Source organism: Sorangium sp. So ce296, assembly GCF_051529605.1.
Lineage (GTDB): Bacteria > Myxococcota_A > Polyangia > Polyangiales > Polyangiaceae > Sorangium > Sorangium cellulosum_D.
In genome coordinates this window covers 9,450,410-9,470,243 of sequence record NZ_CP150325.1, presented here as the reverse complement: position 1 = coordinate 9,470,243, position 19,834 = coordinate 9,450,410, and the positions used below count along the sequence as shown (strand labels likewise).

Genomic DNA, 19,834 nt, shown 5'->3' with positions numbered 1-19,834 from the left:
CTTTCGCGCGACGCCCTGCTGACGCCGCGCCGCTACCGCGCGCCGCCGCGCCCCGTGCTCTGCAAGGCGGCGGGCGCCCGCGCGGCGTCGGGCCGCGGCGGCATCGATTCCATGCGGCGGGGCCGCGAGAGGAGCTCTCGCCGGAGCTCCTCCAGGCGCGCCGGCGAGAGCTCCTGGTGGTCCACGATGTAAGGGTGGACCTGGCGGCTCTTGCCCCGGATGCTCAGGGCGCCGGTCGGCGTCGCCGGGACGCAGTCGTCGAGGTTCGCGTACGTCGCCTGGCAGATGATGATCTTGGAGCCGAGCTCCTTGTTGAACTGCTCGAGGCGCGAGGCCGTGTTCACGGTATCTCCGATGCAGGTGTACTCCATTCGCTGGAGCGACCCGATGTTGCCGGAGATGACGGTGCCGGTCGCGATCCCGACGCCCATCTTGATCTCGCCGCAGCCGAGGAGCTGCCGCTGGTTCATGCGCTCGAGGGCCTGCACCATCTCGATCGCCGCGATGACGGCGCGCTTCGGCGCGTCCTCGACCGAGAGCGGCGCGCCGAACACCGCCATCAGGCCGTCGCCGATGTACTTGTCGAGGGTGCCCCCGTAGCGGAACACGATCTCGACCATCTCCGTGAAGTACTCGTTCAGGAACGAGACCACGGCCTCCGGCTCGACCGACTCGGTGAGCGGCGTGAAGTTGCGGATGTCGGTGAACATCACCGAGACGTGCCGGCGCGTGCCGCCGAGCTTGAGCCGCCCCGGGTCGGAGAGGACGAAATCGACGAGGTCCTTCGAGAGATACCGGCCGAGCTCCTGCTTCTCGCGCTCGAGGCGGAGGCGGGCCAGAGACTCGAGCTCGGCGCGGAGGACCAGGTTGCGCGACATCCGCGCGATGATGCCGGCGACGACGCCCGGGAGCGCGATGAACAGGACCTGCTGGCACTGGTCCGCGATGTTGATGGCGTTCTGCCCGTAGACGGACACCGGGCTGATCGGGATCGCGCCGGTGTAGACCGTGATCGCGAGCACGATCGAGTTGAAGAGGACCGACAGCCCCGCCGAGTACAGGCACGCCGCGAGGCTGTAGCGGAAGCCCGACATCAGGTTCCAGAGCACGTAAACGGTCGCGAGGTAGCTCGAGAAGTACTCGATCATCCCCGAGTGGTTCCTCGCCGTCGCCAGCGCCGTGAGCGTCAGGAGCGCGAGGTCGACGAAGATGCTCACGTACTTGAGCCAGCCCGCGTAGGCGTTGGGACGCAGGCGGAAGAACGCGTAGAGCAAGAGAGAGAACGCGAGGTACCCGCCGATCTGGATCGCGAAGATCTGGTTCGCGGCCGGCGTGTTGACCGTCCACACGTGCGCGAACGTGTAGGCGGACAGCAGCGCGAACACGAACCGGACGTGGTTCACGATCTGCTCGCCGCGCATCTCCTGCGCCTGGAGGATCCGCACGATCTCCGGCGACTTCTCGATGTTCATGCGCGCCGCTCCCCTCCGCGATCGAGCCGGGACCACGCCGCGGCGAGCCCGCGGGCGCAGAGCGCGGTCGTCAGCGCCCGGCCCTGGTGGTGCCCCTCGCGTCCGCGCTTCATCGGCGCCCGGTAGAGCGGCTCGGCCGGCCAGGACCCGTCCACGAGCTGGCGCTCGCCGAGGTACCGCAGCCCCCGCTCCAGGAGCAGCGGATCCGGCGACGCCGCCATCGCCGCGCCCTCGAGGCACGCGGCCGTGCCGAGCGGCGTCCCGAAGCCGCCGTCGAGCCGCTGCGCTCCGAGCATCCGCGACAGGATCGCGGCCTCGACCGCGGCGACGTCGGCGGCCCGCGGCGCCTCCCCCGCCCGCTCCCGGTAGAGGCGCGCGAAGCGGAGGAACGCGAGGTCCGTGTACGCGGCGTCGTAGAAGCACGCGCCCTCGATGCCGCCCTCCGCGGCGGCGCCGAGCACGCGCCGCGCGTTGTCGTCGATGAGCCGCGCGAACCGCGCCGCGTCGAACGAGAGCAGGCCCGCGAGCAGGTTCAGCCGGACCGCCGTGCAGTCGTCGCCAGCCCACGCCGCGCCGGGCGTGGTCGGCCCCGACGGCCCGCGGTAAAACCAGGTCGGCACGGCGCCATCGTCGCCCACGTTGGCCAGCATGACCTCGATCCACGTCTCGGCGCGATCCCGGGCGGCGCCCGTCTCGGCGACCAGATGGAGCATGATCGCGAGGTCGTCGGCGTCCGGCGGGAGATCGCGGAACGCGCCGAAGTAGCGGAGCTCTCCGGCCGGGATCTCGTCGAGCAGCGCCGCGGCGTCGGCGCGGACGTCGCGCCCGGCGTCGCCGATCTCGAGCAGCGCCTTCAGGATCGTCGCCCGCACGAACCAGTGGCCGACCGGCTGCTCGCGCGACCCGAGCACGCCGAAGCGCTGCACCTCCCAGGACTCCGACCACGGCGCCGCCTCCGCGAGGAACGCGACCGCCGCCTCCAGATCCGCGCCCGCGTCCTCGCGCGGCGCGCGGTCGCCCTGCGGCCGCAGCGGCGCGGGCGCCGCGCCGGCGCCGAGCAGATCGCGGAATGCCATCAGCCCCTCGAAGAAGCGGAGGCGCTCGGCGAGCGCGTCGACGAACTCGAGCTGCGCCTCGGCGAGGCCGCGCTCGGTCGAGCGCGCGCGGGGCGCGCCGGCCGCCGCCGCGCGGGCCGACGCGAGCGCGCCCCCCGCGCGCGCGGCGAGCGCGGCCCGGTACGGGCGCGCCGCGAGCAGGCCGTGGATCTCGCGGCGGCGCACGGGGGACGCGCGCTCGCCCGCGAGCGCGCGGAGCAGCGGAGGAGCGAGATCCGCGCCGCCGAGCCAGAGCGCGAAGAGCGGCGTGAGCGTCGGCGCCGCGAGGTCCGGCGCGGCCGGATCGAGCCAGAGGCGCGCGAGCCCGTCGAGGAGCCAGAGCGGCTCGGCCACGGCCTCTCCGAAGCGGCGCGCGGGCGCGAGATCGTCGCCGGCGACGAGCGCGGGCGCCGTCCAGAGGGCGACGACCTCGCGCGAGCCGGCGGCGCCGGCGCGCCCCGCCGCGGCGTCCGGCGCCGCGCCGGCGACGCCCGCAACGACCGGGTTGCGGGGCCACGAGGCCTCCGCGAGCCCGCCCAGGTCCACGAGCCAGCGGCCCGCGCGCGCCTCGCCCGCGTGACGCGCGAGCAAGCGCGCCGCGAGCGCGCCCCGCGCGAGCGCGTCCGGAGCGCCCTCGACGCCGCCGGCGGCCACGGCGGCGACCGCCACGGCGGCGTCGGCCGCCGCGGTGGGCGCCGACACGCGGCCGCACAGCCGGAGCGCCCAGCTGGCCCACGGGATGCTGCGCCCCGGCGGCGCGCCCACGCCGCGCTCGATCGCGGGCGCGCCCCAGGCCGCGTCACCGCACTGGAGCGCCCCCGCGGACAGCAGCGCGGACCAGGAGCGCTCGCACGCCACCTTGTCGTCCGCGTCGAGCCAGGGCCAGACGGCGGTCGCCCCTGACGCAGGAGACAACGTCACATACCGACCCCGCCCTCACGCGCCGCGGCCGCGATGGCCGCATCGACCGCTTCGGGCGTCGAGGTCGCGGCGTCGCGGATGCGCTGGAGCGTCTCCGGCCCGACCTCGTACCCCTCCGCGTCGATGGTGCGGTCGGGATCGGCAAGGAGCTGCTGGCGGAAGCTCGAATCCACAACGGCACGACCAATGAGCTCTGCCTCTGTTTTCTTCGACGTCACGACTCCTCGCTTTCTCGCTCGGGAGGCTAGGAGACCTGCAAACGGCTAGCAAGTACCAGCAGGCGCGCCGCGCGCGCCCGGGCGCCGGCTCACCGCGGCGCGCCGCCGCTCGCGGCGGGCTCGCCCGCCAGCGCGCCGAAGAACGCGCGGAATACGCGCCGCTGGATCTCGGTCATGTACCGCGCGCGCTCCCTGCAGAAGCGCGCGGCCTCCGGCAGCCCGAGCGCCCCGGCGGCGACCTCGGCGCGAGCGAGCTCACAACGCGCCTCCTCCAGGATGGCGTCGAAGCCGCCGCGCGCGAACAGCTGCGCGCGCAGGGTCGCCGCGCCGCGCCCCGCCGGATCGTGGCGCGGCTCGCCCCCGGCGGGGACGGCGCCGTCCGGCCGAGGCCGCCCCGCGTCCCTCGCCTCGACCTGCGCGCCGAGCCGGGCGAGCACGTACGTCGCGTTCCCGAGCGCGCGATCCTTCTCGGCGTGGAGCAGGTCCACGAACAGCTGGTGCGCCGCGGCGAGCGCCGCGACGAACTCCTCGAGCACCGCGAGGCGCTCGGCCTGCGACAGCGCGAACAGGGCCGCGGCCGCCGGGAGCACCAGCGGTCGCGAGCGGGCGAGCACCCGCCGGAACGTGGCGGCGTCGCGCGGGCCTGCGCCCCGGTGCAGCCGCCGCTCGAGGAGCATCGCCTCGCCGTACCCGAGCCACACCTCCTCGAAGAGATCCCAGAACGGGCTCCCGCCGGGCAGCAGGCGGGCGAGCAGCGCCTGGTGGCGGGCGAACAGCGCTCCGGACAGGAGCACCGCCGCCCCGGGCTCGCCGACCCCCTCGTCCAGCAGGTCGTCTTCGATGCGGACGTGCAGGTACCCGACCGCCGCGGCCTCGGCGAGCTCGACCGCGAGCGGCGGGATCGCCCGCGATCCGGCGTCCGCGGCGGGCGCCGGGCCGCCCGGCCGCGTCGCGACCCAGAGCGGCAGCTCGAGCACCGGCAGCGCGGCCGGGTGGGAGAAGTAGCCCTCGCCCGGCTCTCCTTCGAAGAGCCGGAGGCGCGCGGCGAGCTCATCGAACAGCGCGCCGAGCTCGTCCCCGACCCGGCCTCGGAACGACGCGAGTCGCCGCAGCACCTCGGCCTCGAGCCGCGCCCTAACGTCGTCGACGTCGACGTCGACGTCGACGACGCCGACGCCGTCGCCCTCGCCCCCTCGCTCTGCGCGGCTGTCCTCGTTCATCCCACCTCTCGACGGCGCGGCGGCGCCGCACGGGCGACGCTAGCACGAGCAGGCTCGTCCGAGGGGCGAGCGCAGCCGACTTTGCCGGGAGCGCCGCCCGTGCGAGACTCGGCGACTTCACGAGATCGGAAACCATGATCGACTCCGAGCGTTTCGCCGAGCGTCACGGGGACATCACGACCGACGCCCGCGCTGACGTCCTCGATTTCCGCGACACCCTTTATCGGCCCACGATGATCGAGGTGCCTCCGGTCATGCCCCCGGAGCGCTTCATGGACCACGGCGTGCCCGTGCTCGACCAGGGCAGGAACAACGGCTGCACCGGCTTCACCGTCGCCACCGTTGCCCACTTCCTGCTGCGCAAGCGCAAGGTCTCCCCGGAGTACGGCCTCGTGAGCCAGAACATGGTGTACACGATGGCGCGCCGCTACGACGAGTACCCGGGCGAGGACGACGCGAGGGGCTCCAGCCTGAGGGGCGCCATGAAGGGCTGGCACAAACACGGTATTTGCTCTTATGACCAATGGCCGTGGGACCCGAACGATCTCCACGGCACGCTCACGCCGGAGCGCGCCACGGACGCGATGCTCCGGCCGCTCGGCCTGTATCAACGCGTAAACCACAAGGACCTCCCGGCGATGCACAACGCCCTCGCGGAGGTCGGGATCATCGCGGCCTCGGCGCTCATCCCCTTCAATGGCTGGTATTACGGGACCCAGAAGAACGGCATCATCCCGCCGGTCGACAAGACGAACCCGTTCATCGCCCCCTGGGGCGGCCACGCCTTCGCGATCGTGGGGTATGACGCGGAGGGCTTTTGGCTCCAGAACTCCTGGGGGCTCGGCTGGGGCAAGAGCGGCTTCGGGCGGCTCTGCTACGACGACTGGCTCCAGTACGGCTTCGACGCGTGGGTCGGGCGGCTCGGCGTCCCCATCCGCCTGAACCAGCCGCGCTCGCTACGCCCGCTCGCCTCCACGAGCCGGACATTCGCGAGCCTGCGGCCGCATCTCATCAGCGTCGACATGCACGGTCAGCTGCAGCAGCGCGGGGCCTACGGCACGTCCTCGGAGGACGTCCGCATCATCATGGAAGAAGACTTCATGAGCGCGACCGAGAGCTGGAGGCGCCGCCGGCTCGTGCTCATCGCGGGCGGCGGGCTGCGCCGGCAGATCGACGCGATCAACCGGATGTCGCGCCTCCGGCCGAAGCTGCTCGGCCACGAGATCTACCCCATCGAGCTGCTCTGGGAGACCGACCACTACCCGCGCCTCCTCGAGATCCTCCACCGCGCCACCGAGGGCCGCCGCCACGACGGCTATGATCCCAGGGCGTTCGGGTTCATGATCGATCGCCGCGACGACGCCCTGGAGCCGCTCGTCCGGCGCATGGGCGGCAAGGCCGAGTGGGATCGCATGAAGCTCGCCGCGGGCGACGCGACCATGGACGCCGATCACGGCGGCGTCCGCGAGATGATCAGCCGCCTCGCGTCGCTGATGGACCAGGACCCGAGGATCGAGCTCCACCTGGTCGCCCACTCCAGCGGCACGTTCCTGCTCGCGCCGCTCGTGCAGCTGGTCACCGCGGAGAAGGGCAAGCGGATCGAGGGCGGCCCGATGCGGGGTCAGCTCGGGCTCGGGCTCCCTATCGAGTCGCTGTCCCTGCTCGCTCCGGCGAGCGCCCTCGACGCGTTCCGCGACACGTATATGCCGCCGATCAAGAGCGGCATGGTCCGGAGGTTCGCGCTGTTCACGCTCACGGACGAGGCGGAGCTCCAGGACCACTGCGAGGTCTACGGCAGGTCGCTGCTCTACCTGGTCTCGAACGCGCTCGAGCGGCGCCCGCGGGTGCCCGGCACGAGCGGCGTCTCGCTGCTCGGCATGGAGGCGGGGCTCCTCGACCCGGAGAACGCCGACGTCCTCGCGCTCCTCACGGAGAACCGGGATGATCGGCCCACCGTGTTTCCGCGGGCGGAGTGGATCAAGGGGCCCAACACGAGGCCCCCTCCCCACGGCTCGGAGGCGCGGCGGCACGAGGACTTCGAGAACGACGCGACCACGTGGAAGTCCGTCATCGCCCGCATCCTCAACCAGCCGTTCGCCGATCACCTGCCGCCGATGTCGGCGCGGGATCCGTGGTGAGCGCGCCCCTCACCCCTCCGGGCGCCGCCGCTCGGCCGAGGTGATCCCGTGGAGGGGCGGGGCGCCGAGCCGCTCGGGCGCGAGCGGCGGCGCGATCGCTCCGCTCAGGAGGATGGCAAACGAGGCCCGGATCTCCTCGCCGAAGTTGATCCGGAAAAGGCCCATATCGGGCCGGCTGCGGATATCGCGGATCACGTCGCTGGGGTCGCAGACCTGGCGCATGCCGATGAGCAGGGCATACATGCGGATCAGGATCGGGCCGCCCTGCCCTGGCGCGAGCGACGGCAGACACCGCTCGAGCAGCGTCCCGGTGCGCTCGATGTTGGCGACGAGGGAGAGCTTGAAGCGGAGGGCGGCCTCGTAGCTGACGTTCTGCTCGAGGACGCTGTGAAGGATGGAGAGCAAGCGCGTCATCGCGTCGCGCGCCACGAGGGTCGCCGACAGGATCGAGGCGATGCTGCCCGCGGCGCCCGCGCCGGGCGCCGCGGGCGCGCCGCGTCGGGCGCGCGGCGCCCGGGGGCGCGCCGCGGCCTCCTCGCCCTGGGAGGCGCCGAGATGCGTCAGGCGGATATCCACCTCATGGAACCACTTCGCGAGCTCTTGATCGACCACGGCGAGGAAGAGCTCCTCTTTGGTGGTGAAATAGAGGTAGAGGGTCCCCTTGGCGAGCCGGGTGCGCTCGGCGACCTGCGCCATGGTCACCTCGAGATACGGCGTCTCCTGGAACAGCTGCCAGGCTGCGTCGATGATGATCCTCCGCCGCTCCTCCTTCTGCTCCTCCTTCCGCGCTCTTCGCGTCGAGCTCATCGACTTCTCGGTTTACGATGTCTCCAGAAGCGCCGCAATGCAGACGCCACGGCAATCGCGTGCGAATTCGATTTCACGATCGCGTCGTCAGCGCTCGCGCGCCGCGCGCTCGCTCAGCCGGCCATCGCGCTATCGCGGGTAGCCGCGCTCATCACATTTCACCGGACACGGTCACACCGAACCCGTGCAGACCGAGGAACATCGGGGCGACGCCCGAGCGCACCGCCCGCTGGACGGTCCTTGAGAGCGCCCGCGCGATGCGCGCCGCGAGCCCGCCCGGGTCCTCGGCCGCGCCGCCCTGCGCGCCGGGCGGCGCGACGGCGCGCAATGCGCGGGGCGCGGGCAGCGCGAAGAGCCCAGCGCCGTCGTTTCCGGGCCGCGCGAAGCACTGAGGGGCAGACAGCAGGGTCGCCGCCACGACAACCACCATGCCCTTCACGATCGCTGGACCAGCGCTCATCCCGGCACCCACGTGAAACCTAACGCCGTCGACGTGCATGTCGTGAGCGATGGGACGGTAAAATAACGCTGCCATTGCCGAACGCCGGAGCACAACGTGGAGAGTCGCTCCTCGGGCGACATCCCGCCTCGGCGCGGGCTGCGCCAAGTCGGGCTCTCCCTGGATCGCGCGGCCTCAGCCCGCGGTCGCCATGGCCAGGGCCCGGTGGATCACGCGGAGCGCGACGTCGGTGAGGCCATGGGCGGGCAGCTCGGGGATCGGCACGAAGGCCGCGTCGGAGGCGTCGTCTCCGGGAGAGAGGACGCCGCCGGTCGACTCGCACAGGTAATCGAGGATCACGTAATGGTACGGAGTCGCCACGATCTCCACGACCTCCACGAGGGGGCCGACGCGGATCTCGAGGCCCGTCTCCTCGCGGATCTCGCGGGCGAGGGCGTCCGCGAGCCGCTCTCCCGGCTCCACGCGTCCGCCGGGGAGCGACCAGGAGCCCTCGAGCGGCGGGCGGGCGCGCCGGATGAGGAGCACGCGCGGCGTATCGGACGCGCCCGGGCGGCGCTCGATCACGACGGCGCCGACCGCCACGCGCGGGGGCTCCAGGGCGCGTCCCGGCGCGTCGCTCACGGCGCGGCCGCCTCGGTGCGGCCGGCCTTGCAGCGGGCGTCGCCCGGCGTCGCGACCGCGAGCTCGTAGTCGCCGAGCGCGACATCGCCGGGGATGATCACGGCCCCGTCGTAACGGCCGCGCTCATCGGTCGACAGCGAGCCGATCGTCAGGCCCTGCGGCGCCGCGTTCCCCGTCAGGATGACGTCGACGCGCACGTGACCGCACGGCGCCCCGTCGCTGCTCACCTGGCCCTGCAGGTGGAGCGGAAACCCGCGGCGGATTTCCCTGTCGAGCGCGGTCACGGCCACGTCGGTGCGCGCCGCGGCGCGCTCGGCCGCGTCGCTCGTGGGGGTGGGCGCCGGCGGGGGCGGAGGCGGCGGCGCGCCGGCGCTGGCGGAGCCGGCGCCGCCCGGCCCGGGCGGCCCCTGCTGCGTCTGCTCGGCGCGCGTCCGATCGGCGAGGTCCTGGCCCGAGTCGCGCTGCTCCGGCCAGCTGTAGGGGTCCGGCGGCGGCACGTACGGCGGGCGGCTCGGATCGACCTCCTGGTCCATGTTGAGGGCGGCGCCCCCGAGGTCGATGCGATGCCAGAGCGAGCCGTCGAAGACCTCGACCCAGGCGTGCGCCTCGTTGACGACCATCCGCGCGGGGATCCCGATGTGCAGGGCCGTGACGAGGAACGCGAAGGCGCGATGGCGGCAGACGCCTTTTCGCGACAGCGCGAGATCGAGGTAGATGTCCCCGTGCCCCTTGGGCGGGTCGTCCGACGGGGCGAACGACCGGAAGTACTCGACCATCTTCTGCACGACCTCGCGCGGCCGCATCGCCGTCGAGATGCCGATCGCCTGGGCGACCTGCTTGAACGCCGCCTCGTGGGAGGGCTCCTGCGGCGGGCGGAACGGCGCGAGCTTGCCCCAGTCGACCTCGGCGAAATCGCTGCCGAAGGTCGCGCGGGCGATCGCGAGCTGCACGATGAGCCGGACGCGCGCGCTCTTCGTGCCGCGGACGAACCAGTTGTCGGCGCCGTCGCGCAGCACGACCACGGGCGTGTCGGGGTTCACGTGCACCCGCACGAGCCGCGTGTCCGGCCCGACCGTCGGGATCCGGACCGGCTCGTTCGGCACGAGGTCGACCGCGATGTCCCCGTAGAACGCCTCGTCCCCCGCCGCGACCTCGCCGCCGACCTCGACCGCCTTCAGGCTCCGATCGCGGACGACGAGCGAGTAGTCCGCCCTGACGGCGTCGTAGGCCTGCAGCCGCTTGAACGGCGCGGTCGCCGGGGAGAACGGGTCGTCGTAGCGCTCGATGTTCGGCCGGCGTGTGTCGCGATCCGGCTCGTAGGAGGCCTCGGGGCCGGCGTCGGAGCCGACGGTGCTGTAGACCTGCTGCTGGTTCGACGGCGGGCGCTGCGGATCGGGTGCCGTGGCCAGGCCGCTCGGCGTCTGGATCGCGGCCGGGAGCCCTCCGTCGAGCGTGGTCGTGGCGAGCGAGACGTCCTCCGCGGGGTCCGGCGCGATGAACTCGTGGAGGAGCGACACCTGCGCGTCCGCGAGCGGCGACACGGCACAGGCGAGCGCGAACACGAGCAGGCCGCGCGCCCAGCCGCCGAGCCGGCGCCGGGAGGCGGAGACAGCGGGCACAGCAGCAGGGCGCGGGCGCGCGACCGGAGCGGACATCAGGAGGCTGTTATGAAACCAGAAACCCCGGCGATGTTCCACGGCGGCCGGTCCGTTCGCGCCCCTGCCGCCGGCCGTCGCGGTCGGCACCGGCGCCCCGATCAGCGCCGGTGCTGCGCCGCATCGGCGTGGTGGCGCCGCGGCTGCGGGGCGGAGCGGAGCCGGTCGATCGCCTCGGTGGATTCCCCGCGGGCGGTCAGCTCGGCGGCGAGCACGTCGAGGGCGGGCTGGAAGATGTCGGTCCGCGCGAAGCGGCCGGCGCGGCCGCCGGCCAGCCTCGGCAGGACGGCGACGATGCGGCGCATCCCGTCGGCGTACCGGCGTGAGATGGCCAGCCGGTCGATGAGCGGCTCGAGGAAGTCGGCGACCGCCGCGGCGCGATCGCGGACCCCGTCGCAGGCCTCCTTCATCGGCTCGAGGAGCAGGAGCGTCCAGAGGACCGTGTCGTCGAGCGGCCGGTCCGCGGCGGTGCGCCGGTCGACGTAGTCGAGCACGCGCCAGAGGCGCTGGCCCGGGCCGTCGTCGCCGCGATCGTCGTAGAGCAGCGCCGAGACCTCGGGCAGGAGGACGTCGAGCACCCCCGTCTCCCACGCGAGGTAGATGGTCCGACGCGCCTGGCCGCCGCGCAGGAGGCGCAGGATCTCCTCCGACAGGCGCGGGCGGGCCGCGAGCGCGAGCGCGTCGCGGCAGTAGACGACCGCGTCGTAGACGTCCGGGGTGATCGCGAAGCCCAGCCGACCGGCGAACTTGAGCGCGCGCAGGATGCGGATCGGATCCTCGCGGAAGCGCGTCTCGGGGTCGCCGATCGTGTGGACCACCTGGCGGCGCACGTCCTCCATGCCGCCGACCCAGTCGAGGATCTGCCGCGCCTCCACGTCGTAGAAGAGCGCGTTGATCCGGAAGTCGCGGCGCAGGGCGTCCTCGTGCGCGACGCCGAACGCGTTGTCGCTCCGGATGAGCAGCTCGCTCCCGTCCTCGGAGTCCTCCTTCGGGTTGCGGCGGAAGGTCGCCACCTCGATCACCTTCCCGCCCTGAAAGAGGACGTGCACCAGGCGAAACCGCCGGCCGATGATGCGCGAGTTGCGGAACAGCTCGCGGACCTCCTCCGGCCGGGCGCTGGTGGCGACGTCGAAATCTTTCGGGCGGCGATCGAGCAGCAAGTCCCGCACACAGCCGCCTACCAGGTAGGCCTGGTATCCGTGGCGAACGAGGCGTCGAACGACTTTCTGGACGTCCGGATCGATCCGCGCCTCGTCGAAGACGACCTGGAAGCGGCGCGGGGTGGGGATGTCTTCGTCGACGAGCTCGACGCGGAACGGATCGCCGTCGAGGGCGCCCGTGTCCGTCGGCACGAGCTCGCCATCGGGCCCTACGCGCAGCCCGGGGGCGCTTCGGACCTCGTACGTCGGAAGATCGGCGTCTTGATGTGCCGCTGTGCCGTTATCAGGAGATGGGGTCGCGCGACCCATAATCAGCAACCGAGAAAGCACCAGGCAGCGCCTGGAGGGAGTGGAGGACGACTGGCGCGCGATTCTGGGTACTCCCTGGAGAACCGACCCGCGCGATGAGGCCCGCGCCCGCGGACCCCCGAACCGTGCCGGCTCGCTCGCCTCGGCCTGCTTCGGCCTGGCGAGCGGATCCGGCTGTCGCCCGGAACAAGAGATGCTAACGGCCGTCTAGCAGGGCTTCGCCGTGAGAGCAAAGCCGAGGCGCAGGGGGGCCGACAGAAGCCTCCGGAGCGAGCCGGCGTCACGGCTTGGTGCCCCAGTGCCCGAGCCCGGGGGCCGGCGGCGGGGCCGCGTCCGGCTGGGCGGCGAGCGGCGCCCCGGCGCTGGCCTCCGGCGTCGCGAGCAGCGCCTGCCGCAGCTCCGCCATCGAGGCGAAGCGGCCGCGCGGATCCTTCACGAGCGCCTTGCGCACGACCGCGTCGAGCTCGCGCGACATGAGGAGCCCCGGGTGCAACCGGTGCGGCGGCGGCGGCGGCTCGCGCGCGTGCTTCTCCGCGATCGCCGGGTACGTCCCCTGGAACGGCACGCGGCCCGCGAGCATCTCGTAGAGCACGATGCCGAGGGAGTAGACGTCGACGGCGGGCGCCGCGGGAGCGCCCTGCGCCTGCTCGGGCGCCATGTACTCGGGCGTCCCCACGACCCGGGGGAAGAGCGCGCCTTCGCCCTGGCCCGCGATGAACGAGAGCCCGAAGTCGAGCAGCTTGACGATCTCGCGCCCGTCGGCGGCGTGCACGAGGAACACGTTCTCCGGCTTCACGTCGCGGTGGATCACCCCGGCCCGGTGCGCGGCCTCGAGGCCCGCGGCGAGGTCGGCGGCGATCCGGACCGCGCGCGCGGGGACGAGGGAGCGCGTGAAGCTCAGCGTGTCGGCGAGGTCGAGGCCGACGAGCAGATCCATCGCGAAGCACGGCGCGTCGCCGGCGCGCTCGAGCGCCTCGACGCGGAGGACGTTGGGGTGACGGACGCGCGACGCGGCGTCCGCCTCTCGCTCGAACCGCGCGACGAGCAGCGGGTCGTCGCGGAGCTCTGCCCGGAGGACCTTGAGCGCGACGCGCGACGGCGCGGCCTGCTGGGGCCTGCCGGTGCGATCGGCGAGGTAGACGTGCCCGACCCCGCCGCTGCCGAGCAGCTGCACGACGCGGTACTTGTTGCAGAGGAGCTTGCCCACGAGCGCTTCGGCGGCGACGCGAGCAGGAGGCATGGATCGATCGTAGCGCAGTCGCGCCTGTCGAAGGGCAAACGCGCGCAGCGGCGGCGCAGAAGAGCGCGCGGGCCGACCCGGCGCGGCGCGCGGGCGCAGCGGGAGGTTCGCCGCCGCACCGATCCGCGGCCGCGGCGCGCTCGCCTGCGAGGGCCCGGGCCGGCGCGGCCGCTCCCGCCGGCCCGGCTGGCTCCGCCGGAGGGCGCGCGGCGCGCGGCGAGCTGCCCGCCCGGACGCGGGATCGCGCGGACCGCTTGAGCGGCGACGCGGAGACGGCCACGCTTAGCGGCGCATGACCGACGATCGTCGAACCTCCTCCCCGAGCGCGCTCGACCTGGACGCCGAGCTCTCGCCCTCGGCGGCGAGCTTCCCACGGCCGAGCGCCGCCGCCTCGCGTCCGCCCCCGCTTCGCTGGAAGAAGAACCTCGCGCTCTTCTGCCTGACGGTCGTCTCGGTGTTCGCCGCCGGCACGTTCTGGGCTCAGGTCACGCCCGAGGACGACAGCGCGCTCTCCCTCGTGAAGGCGCTGTTGCAGGGTTGGCCGTTCGCGGTGCCGTTCCTGTCGATCCTGCTGGCGCACGAGTTCGGGCACTACTTCGCGGCGCGCGCGCACGGGGTCGAGGCGTCGCTCCCCTACTTCATCCCGCTCCCGCTCATCGGCCCGCTCGGCACGATGGGCGCGGTGATCTCGATGAAGGGCAGGATCAAGTCGCGGAACGCGTTGCTCGACATCGGCGCCTCCGGGCCGCTGGCCGGCCTCGTGGTCGCGCTCCCGGTCCTCTTCGTGGGCCTGATGCACTCGGAGGTGCACGCCACGTCGGGACCCGCGCTGCAGGAAGGGCGGAGCCTGCTCTATCTCCTGCTGAGGCGGCTCGCTGTCGGTCCGATCCCGGAGAACCACGACGTCTTCCTCGGCCCCACGGCGATGGCGGGGTGGGCCGGGCTGCTCATCACGGTGCTCAACCTCTTCCCGGTCGGCCAGCTCGACGGCGGGCACGTCGCCTACGCGCTGTTCGGCAAGCGGCAGGACCGCTACGGCCGCGCCGCGCACTTCCTGATGCTCGCGCTCTTCGTCGGCAACGTCGTCTACTTCACGCAGCACTTCATCGCGGACGGGCTCTACGACGCGCTCAGCGCCGGCGTCACGAACGGGATACCGTGGCTCACGTGGTTCGGCCTCGTCTACCTGATGCTGCGGATCGGCGGGCGGGAGCACCCGCCCACGGAGCCCGGCGAGCTGTCGCCGGGGCGCAAGGCGATCGCGGTGGTGACGCTGCTCCTCTTCGTGCTGCTGCTGATGCCGACCCCGTTCGGCACCTACTGAGCGCGCCGGCGCTCAGGGCTTCGCGGCGCCGAACTTCGCCCGGAGCGCGTCGCAGACGACGGCGGGGGCGTAGTGGCTGACGTCGCCGCCGTGGCTCGCGATCTCGCGCACGAGCGACGCCGAGACGAAGCCGTAATGCGTGCGCGTCGGCAGGAACACGGTGTCGACGCCGGGGAGCATGTCCGCGTTCGCGTGAGCGATCTGCAGCTCGTACTCGAAGTCGGTCGCCGCGCGCAGCCCGCGGACGATCACCCGCGCGCCGACCCGCTGGCAGTACTGGATGAGCAGCCCCTCGAACGAGTCGATCCGCGCGTTCGACACCTCGCTCGTGGTCTGGCGCAGGAGCTCCAGCCGCTCCGAGTAGGTGAAGAGCGGGTGCTTCGTCGGATGCCGGCCGACCGCGATGATCACTTGATCGAACAGCTTCGACGCCCGCTGGATCAGGTCGAGGTGACCGAACGTGATCGGATCGAAGCTCCCCGCGTAGACCGCCAGCAGTTCCTTGGCCATCGCGCTCACCGGTCCGGCGTCCGCTTGGGAGCGCCCGCGGGCGGGGTCGACTTCGGCGCGGCCGCGGGCGGCGCCGGCGGCGCCTGAGGCGCGGGCGCCTGGGGCACGGGCGAGCCGATCCCGCCCGCGGGGCCGGCCCCGTCCGCGGGGGCGGCGGGGACCTGCCCCTCGTTCGCGGGCGCCGGCTCGCCGCCCTGGAGCACCTTGTTCACGGCGGTGTCGTCCTCGATCCACATGAGCCGGCCGCCGTCGGCGAAGGTGACGCGGAAGTAGGCGAGCAGCCCCGCGCCGATCACGCCGTCCAGATCGAGCTGGAGCTGCTTCTCGACGGCCTGGAGCGGCGCCCCGTACACGCCGGGGACCTTCGGGATCTCCAGCGCGCCGAGCCGCAGCATCGGCACGACGCCCTGCTTCAGCTTCTGCTCCGGATCCTGCTCGACCCGCTTCAGGCCGTCGGCCTCGAAGCCCGCCTTCTTCCAGCCCTCCTTGTCGAGCGCGATCGGGAACGTCATCGACGTGTCGATGAGCATCGGCCCCTGCACCGTCTTGTCGGGCCCGAGGCTGCTCCGCAGCACCATGCCGCCGCCCTTGATGAAGGCCACGTCGACGCGCGTCGCGTCGGGCGGCGCCGGCGGGGAGAAGCTGCGCACGACGAACTGCCGGCCGGCGTAGTCGATGGTCGCGTTGAGGTGCCGGATCAGGTTCACGCCGAGGAGCGCCTTGACCGGCGCGCCGATCTGCTTCGAGATGCCCGAGAGGTCCTGCGTGAGGGCCGGGACGTCGTTGACCTCGAGCCGCCGGCCGAAGCGGAGCGAGACCCAGCTCGGCTCCTTGCGCGTGCTGCTGTCGAGGACCACCTCGCCGGTGCCGGTCGACACCATCGCGAGCGCCGACTCGCCGTCGATCTCGAGCTCGACGACGAAGAAGGGCGCCGCGGGGTTGACGTGGGGCATCTCGATCGCCGCCAGGAGCCCGCCCGAGAGCGTGAACGGCGCGCGCCCCGCCCCGCGCCGCGCCAGCTTGGCGATCGACTTCGCCCAGTCGTCGACCACCTCCGGATCGTCGAGCATCGCCTCGAGCTCGTCGGCGGCGGCGTCGAGGTCGCCCTTGTACCAGAGCGCGCGCCCGCGGATCCCGGCGGCCTCGGAGCCGGCCACGCCCTTGAGGAGGCGCAGCGCCTCGGCGTAGTCGAGCCGGGCCAGCGCGATGCGCCCCGCGAGCAGGCGGGCCTCGGTGTCCGTAGGGACGATCGTCAGCGCCTTCGCGACCGCATCGCGCGCATTGTCGACGTCGGCGGACTGGAACTCCTGTCGAGCGCGGGCGAGCCACTTCTCCGCCGCCGGCGGGCGGGCGGACTCCGGGCCGACCATCGTCGAGCACGACGCGAGGAGGGTCGCGGTCAGCAGGCCGCCGAGGCGAGCAGCGAGGGAGCTCCTCGTCGGCGCGTTTCGATTCGAATGGATTCGCACGTGGATCTCAGGCCCTTTGCGGCGCGCCGTCCGGGCCGATTTCTCCCGACGAAATCGGCTCGATCGCCAGGATGCGATCGGCCCGTAGCTCGCGGCGGCTGCGCGACGGGAGCAGATAGCCGAGAACCCGGGGTGGGTCGAGGTCCGTTCGCACCCCCGTCACCCGTACGACGAGCTCCTCCGGCCCGCGGCGCGCCGGCCGGTACCGCACCCGCACCGTGGCGCCATGCTCGGCCGCGCGCACCGCCGCGGCGACCAGCTCCGGGCGCGCGTGGCGCTCGCCGATCCGGACGTGCCACAGGTCGCGCGGCGTGCGCGGGGCGAGGACCTCCAGCACCTTGCGGAACACGCCGCGCAGGGCGTGCACGTCATCCTCGGCCCGGTGGGCGCGCTCGCGGTGCACGCCGAGCTCCCGACAGAGGGAGGCGAGGCTGTGGCTCGGCAGGGCGAAGGCCCGGCGGGAGAGGACGAGCGTGTCGAGGTAGTACGGCACGCGCTTCGCCTTCCCCGCCCGCGCGAGCTCCGCCTCCAGGAACGCGACGTCCCACGCGGCCGCGTGGGCGACGAGCACCGCGCCCTCCGTCACCTGAGCGATGCGATCGCAGAGCTCGGCGAACGTGGGCGCGCCCGCGAGCTCCTGCGGATCGATGCCGTGCACGTGCGCGTTGCCGAACACGCCCGGCTCGGGCCTCACGAGCGACGTGATCGCGTCCTCGCACGTGTCCCCCCGCACCCGCTCGGCGCAGACCTCGATCACGCGGTCGCTCTCGGGGCGCAGGCCCGTCATCTCGAGATCGAGGAACACGAGCGGCGCGCGCTCGATCGGATCGTCCCACGGCGAGCCGGCGGGGGGCTCCGCGCCGGTCGTCCGCTCTGGCTCCGCTCCTTCGCGCTGCTCCGTCATCCGACCTGCTTCCCCACCCCGGCGGCTCGACCCAGGGGGCGACCGTCCCTCGGCATGGAGGCGTCTTACCGAAACCGGCGCCCGACCGAAAGCGGTCCGCGGCGCGGGGCGACGCCCCCGGCCGGCGATGCTCGGGCGCCGGCCCCCTGGCCTCCCGCGGGCCCTGCCCCGATGGCGGCCCCCCGCGCCTCAGCGGACCGGGCGCGGTCTCCAGGCGAGGGCGCGGGGCGCGTCCCTCCGCGACGGCGGCGTTCCAGCAGAATTTCCGCGCTGCAGCACCGGATGTTCAAGGGGGCTTTCGTTGCTACACTCCTCAGCGTGCCGGACGGGGTAGCTACAGTCCCGGGGGGCTCTCCTCACGAGGAGCTCGATCTCGGCGACGCGTCTTCGGGGTTTCACCGCGAGCGCAGGACCGAGCCGCTCGATCTTCCCGTCCTCGTGGTGAACCGCTTCTTCCAGCCTGTGCAGATCACGACGGCGCGCCGCGCTTTCCTGTTGCTCTTCGGCGGCGCCGCCCTCGCCATCGACGAGCTCGGCGAGCTCCACGATTTCTCGGCCTGGCGGCGGCTGCCGGTGCGGGACAAGGACGACGGCCTCCCCGTGGTCGGCGGCTCGCTCCGCGTGCCGCGCGTCCTGCACCTCCGCCGCTACGAGCGCATGCGGCGCCCGACGATCCGGCTCACGCGAAAGAACGTGATGCTGCGCGACGCGCACCAGTGCCAGTACTGCGCGCGCCGCCCGCCCATCCGCGATCTCAACATCGACCACGTGCTCCCTCGGTCGCGCGGCGGCGAGGACTCCTGGGAGAACCTCGTGACCGCCTGCCGCACGTGCAACCTCCGCAAGGGCTGGCGCACGCCGGACGAGGCCAGCATGCGGCTCATCCGCCAGCCGGTGCCGCCGCGCTGGTCGGCGACCATGCAGATCCTGATCGGCTTGCCGCACTCGTTCGACGAGTGGAGCCCCTTCCTCAAGGCCGGCTGACCGCCCTCGCGCCTGCGCCGCGCCGGCGACCGAGGCGGGCGCCGACGGCGGCATCGTTCACGGGATCACGGCGACGCGCCCCTGGTCGTCGCAGTAGGCGACCGCTCTCCACCCCTCCTCGGCGCAGAGGAAGAAATCGATGCAGCCGGTCCGGCACGCGGCGTCCGCGCAGGTCTCGGCGGCCTCCGCCGGGCAGTCCGGCAGCTGCAGCGCGGGCGCGCAGCCCTGCGCCTCGCCGCCGTGGTCGAGCGTCACGGCCTCGCACCGGCCGTCCTCTCCTCCGCCCGCGCCCGCGTCTCCGCCCCCTGCGCCCGCGTCCACCGCGGGCCCGCCGGGCCGATCGCACCGCGCGACCTCGGTCCAGGCGCCGTCCAGGCAGTCGTGGAGGGCGCTGCACGCGGCGTCGTCGCAGCTGCCTCCTCGGCCGACCGGGCACCCTCCCTGGGGGATCTCCCCGCACAGCTCTGGCTCGGCGATGGGATCGCAGCCGGCCGGCGCGAGGACCGCGAGGGCGGCGCCCGCGATGAATGACAGCGGAATCTTCAAGGCGGCAGCCGTAAGCAGCCGGAAGCAGCCGCCAAAGAGAGCTCGGAGCGCGGCGCGCGGGGGCGAAAAACACAAGGCGCCTCGCTTCCGCTCATCCGGAGCGATTAGTATGCGCGCCATGCGTCCCTGCGCCACTGCCAGCGCCGTGTTCACCGGAGTCCTCCTCGCCGCGACCCTGTTCGCGGCCTGCTCGAGCGGCACCGCGCCGCCCACGCCCCCGGACAGCGCGCCGCTCGGCGCATCGCCTCCGCCCGAGTCGCAGCCGCCCGCCGCCGCCGACCCGGGCGCCGCAGCCCCGGGCGCCGCCGACCCGGGCGCGGCCGCCGCGCCGGCGCAGCCGGACAGACCCGCGGCGCGCAAGAAGGCGCCCGAGACGGTCGAGGACTGCAAGGTGATCGCCTCCGAGATCACGAACGATCCGCCCGACGGCGGGGTCGTGATGAACAACGCGATGACCTCCGCCGACGCGGGCTCGAGCGACCGCTTGCAGCCGCTCGTCGACGCGATCAAGGCGAGGCGCGACGGCTTCCGCTGCTGCTTCGATCTCTACGCCCGCAAGCACCCGGGCGCGCAGGGCAGGATCACGTGGCAGCTCAAGCTGAAGCCCGACGGCACCTTCGAGGAGGCGAGCATCGTGCGCGACAAGAGCGACGTGACCGCGCCGCAGATCGAGTCGTGCATGGCGGAGCTCGCGAAGTCGATCACCTGGGCGCGCTCGCCGAGCGGCAAGGAGACCGTGCTGACCTACCCCTTCGATTTCAAGCGGCGCAACTACTAGCCAC

At 73.2% G+C, this 19,834-nt stretch carries 18 protein-coding genes; 4 read left to right on the top strand and 14 right to left on the bottom strand.

Annotated features, from left to right (window positions below):
• Positions 1-32: 32 nt before the first annotated feature.
• The 4 genes from WME98_RS35090 to WME98_RS35075 form a co-directional block, all read right to left on the bottom strand.
• Complete coding sequence (locus tag WME98_RS35090) at positions 33-1,472, bottom strand: adenylate/guanylate cyclase domain-containing protein (protein WP_437946009.1); 1,440 nt, start codon at positions 1,470-1,472, stop codon at positions 33-35.
• Entirely contained in the window at positions 1,469-3,481 is a 2,013-nt protein-coding gene (locus tag WME98_RS35085; protein ID WP_437946008.1) for a hypothetical protein, read from the bottom strand. The genes WME98_RS35090 and WME98_RS35085 overlap by 4 nt, the downstream gene beginning before the upstream one ends.
• Before the next feature lie 2 nt (positions 3,482-3,483).
• Entirely contained in the window at positions 3,484-3,705 is a 222-nt protein-coding gene (locus tag WME98_RS35080) for a Franean1_4349 family RiPP (RefSeq protein WP_044985711.1), read from the bottom strand.
• Positions 3,706-3,794: 89 nt separating this feature from the next.
• The gene (locus WME98_RS35075) at positions 3,795-4,820 is read right to left on the bottom strand and encodes a geranylgeranyl pyrophosphate synthase (protein WP_437946007.1); all 1,026 of its coding nucleotides are present in this window, start codon (positions 4,818-4,820) and stop codon (positions 3,795-3,797) included.
• Between the two features lie 239 nt (positions 4,821-5,059).
• Here WME98_RS35075 and WME98_RS35070 point away from each other — a divergent pair, with 239 nt between their 5' ends.
• Complete coding sequence (locus WME98_RS35070) at positions 5,060-7,063, top strand: C1 family peptidase (protein ID WP_437946006.1); 2,004 nt, start codon at positions 5,060-5,062, stop codon at positions 7,061-7,063.
• A gap of 9 nt (positions 7,064-7,072) precedes the next feature.
• On the opposite strand, the gene WME98_RS35065 is transcribed toward WME98_RS35070, so the two are convergent.
• The 6 genes from WME98_RS35065 to WME98_RS35040 form a co-directional block, all read right to left on the bottom strand.
• The gene (locus tag WME98_RS35065) at positions 7,073-7,870 is read right to left on the bottom strand and encodes a TetR/AcrR family transcriptional regulator (RefSeq protein ID WP_437946005.1); all 798 of its coding nucleotides are present in this window, start codon (positions 7,868-7,870) and stop codon (positions 7,073-7,075) included.
• 151 nt (positions 7,871-8,021) lie between these two features.
• A complete protein-coding gene (locus WME98_RS35060; protein ID WP_437946004.1) occupies positions 8,022-8,330 on the bottom strand; it encodes a hypothetical protein in 309 nt (102 codons plus the stop codon).
• Between the two features lie 174 nt (positions 8,331-8,504).
• On the bottom strand, positions 8,505-8,951 hold the full coding sequence (locus tag WME98_RS35055; RefSeq protein ID WP_437946003.1) for an NUDIX hydrolase: 447 nt from the start codon (positions 8,949-8,951) through the stop codon (positions 8,505-8,507).
• Positions 8,948-10,606 carry a transglutaminase-like domain-containing protein gene (locus WME98_RS35050; RefSeq protein WP_437946002.1) on the bottom strand — a complete coding sequence of 553 codons (1,659 nt, stop codon included), beginning with the start codon at positions 10,604-10,606 and terminating at the stop codon, positions 8,948-8,950. Before WME98_RS35050 ends, WME98_RS35055 begins: the two co-directional genes overlap by 4 nt.
• Positions 10,607-10,707: 101 nt before the next feature.
• Positions 10,708-11,958, bottom strand: a complete 1,251-nt coding sequence (gene pcnB, locus WME98_RS35045) for a polynucleotide adenylyltransferase PcnB (protein WP_020734128.1) — start codon at positions 11,956-11,958, stop codon at positions 10,708-10,710.
• A 397-nt stretch (positions 11,959-12,355) separates the two neighbouring features.
• On the bottom strand, positions 12,356-13,315 hold the full coding sequence (locus WME98_RS35040; RefSeq protein WP_437337045.1) for a serine/threonine-protein kinase: 960 nt from the start codon (positions 13,313-13,315) through the stop codon (positions 12,356-12,358).
• Between the two features lie 292 nt (positions 13,316-13,607).
• Here WME98_RS35040 and WME98_RS35035 point away from each other — a divergent pair, with 292 nt between their 5' ends.
• Positions 13,608-14,639 (top strand): site-2 protease family protein, encoded by a 1,032-nt coding sequence (locus WME98_RS35035; RefSeq protein WP_437946001.1) that lies wholly within the window; start codon positions 13,608-13,610, stop codon positions 14,637-14,639.
• Positions 14,640-14,651: 12 nt separating this feature from the next.
• Here the strand turns inward: WME98_RS35035 and coaD are convergent, their stop codons facing one another.
• Genes coaD through WME98_RS35020 form a run of 3 tightly spaced genes read right to left on the bottom strand, consistent with a single transcriptional unit; the run spans position 14,652 to position 17,522 of the window.
• Positions 14,652-15,149 (bottom strand): pantetheine-phosphate adenylyltransferase, encoded by a 498-nt coding sequence (gene coaD, locus WME98_RS35030; RefSeq protein WP_044987969.1) that lies wholly within the window; start codon positions 15,147-15,149, stop codon positions 14,652-14,654.
• 5 nt (positions 15,150-15,154) lie between these two features.
• Complete coding sequence (locus WME98_RS35025) at positions 15,155-16,618, bottom strand: tetratricopeptide repeat protein (protein ID WP_437946000.1); 1,464 nt, start codon at positions 16,616-16,618, stop codon at positions 15,155-15,157.
• Positions 16,619-16,625: 7 nt separating this feature from the next.
• Positions 16,626-17,522 carry a 3'-5' exonuclease gene (locus tag WME98_RS35020; protein ID WP_061621746.1) on the bottom strand — a complete coding sequence of 299 codons (897 nt, stop codon included), beginning with the start codon at positions 17,520-17,522 and terminating at the stop codon, positions 16,626-16,628.
• Positions 17,523-17,804: 282 nt separating this feature from the next.
• Between WME98_RS35020 and WME98_RS35015 the strand changes: the two genes are divergently transcribed.
• Complete coding sequence (locus WME98_RS35015) at positions 17,805-18,506, top strand: HNH endonuclease (RefSeq protein WP_437945999.1); 702 nt, start codon at positions 17,805-17,807, stop codon at positions 18,504-18,506.
• 57 nt (positions 18,507-18,563) lie between these two features.
• Here the strand turns inward: WME98_RS35015 and WME98_RS35010 are convergent, their stop codons facing one another.
• The gene (locus tag WME98_RS35010; RefSeq protein ID WP_437945998.1) at positions 18,564-19,052 is read right to left on the bottom strand and encodes a hypothetical protein; all 489 of its coding nucleotides are present in this window, start codon (positions 19,050-19,052) and stop codon (positions 18,564-18,566) included.
• A gap of 118 nt (positions 19,053-19,170) precedes the next feature.
• Between WME98_RS35010 and WME98_RS35005 the strand changes: the two genes are divergently transcribed.
• Complete coding sequence (locus tag WME98_RS35005; RefSeq protein WP_437945997.1) at positions 19,171-19,830, top strand: AgmX/PglI C-terminal domain-containing protein; 660 nt, start codon at positions 19,171-19,173, stop codon at positions 19,828-19,830.
• The last annotated feature ends 4 nt before the right edge of the window (positions 19,831-19,834 follow it).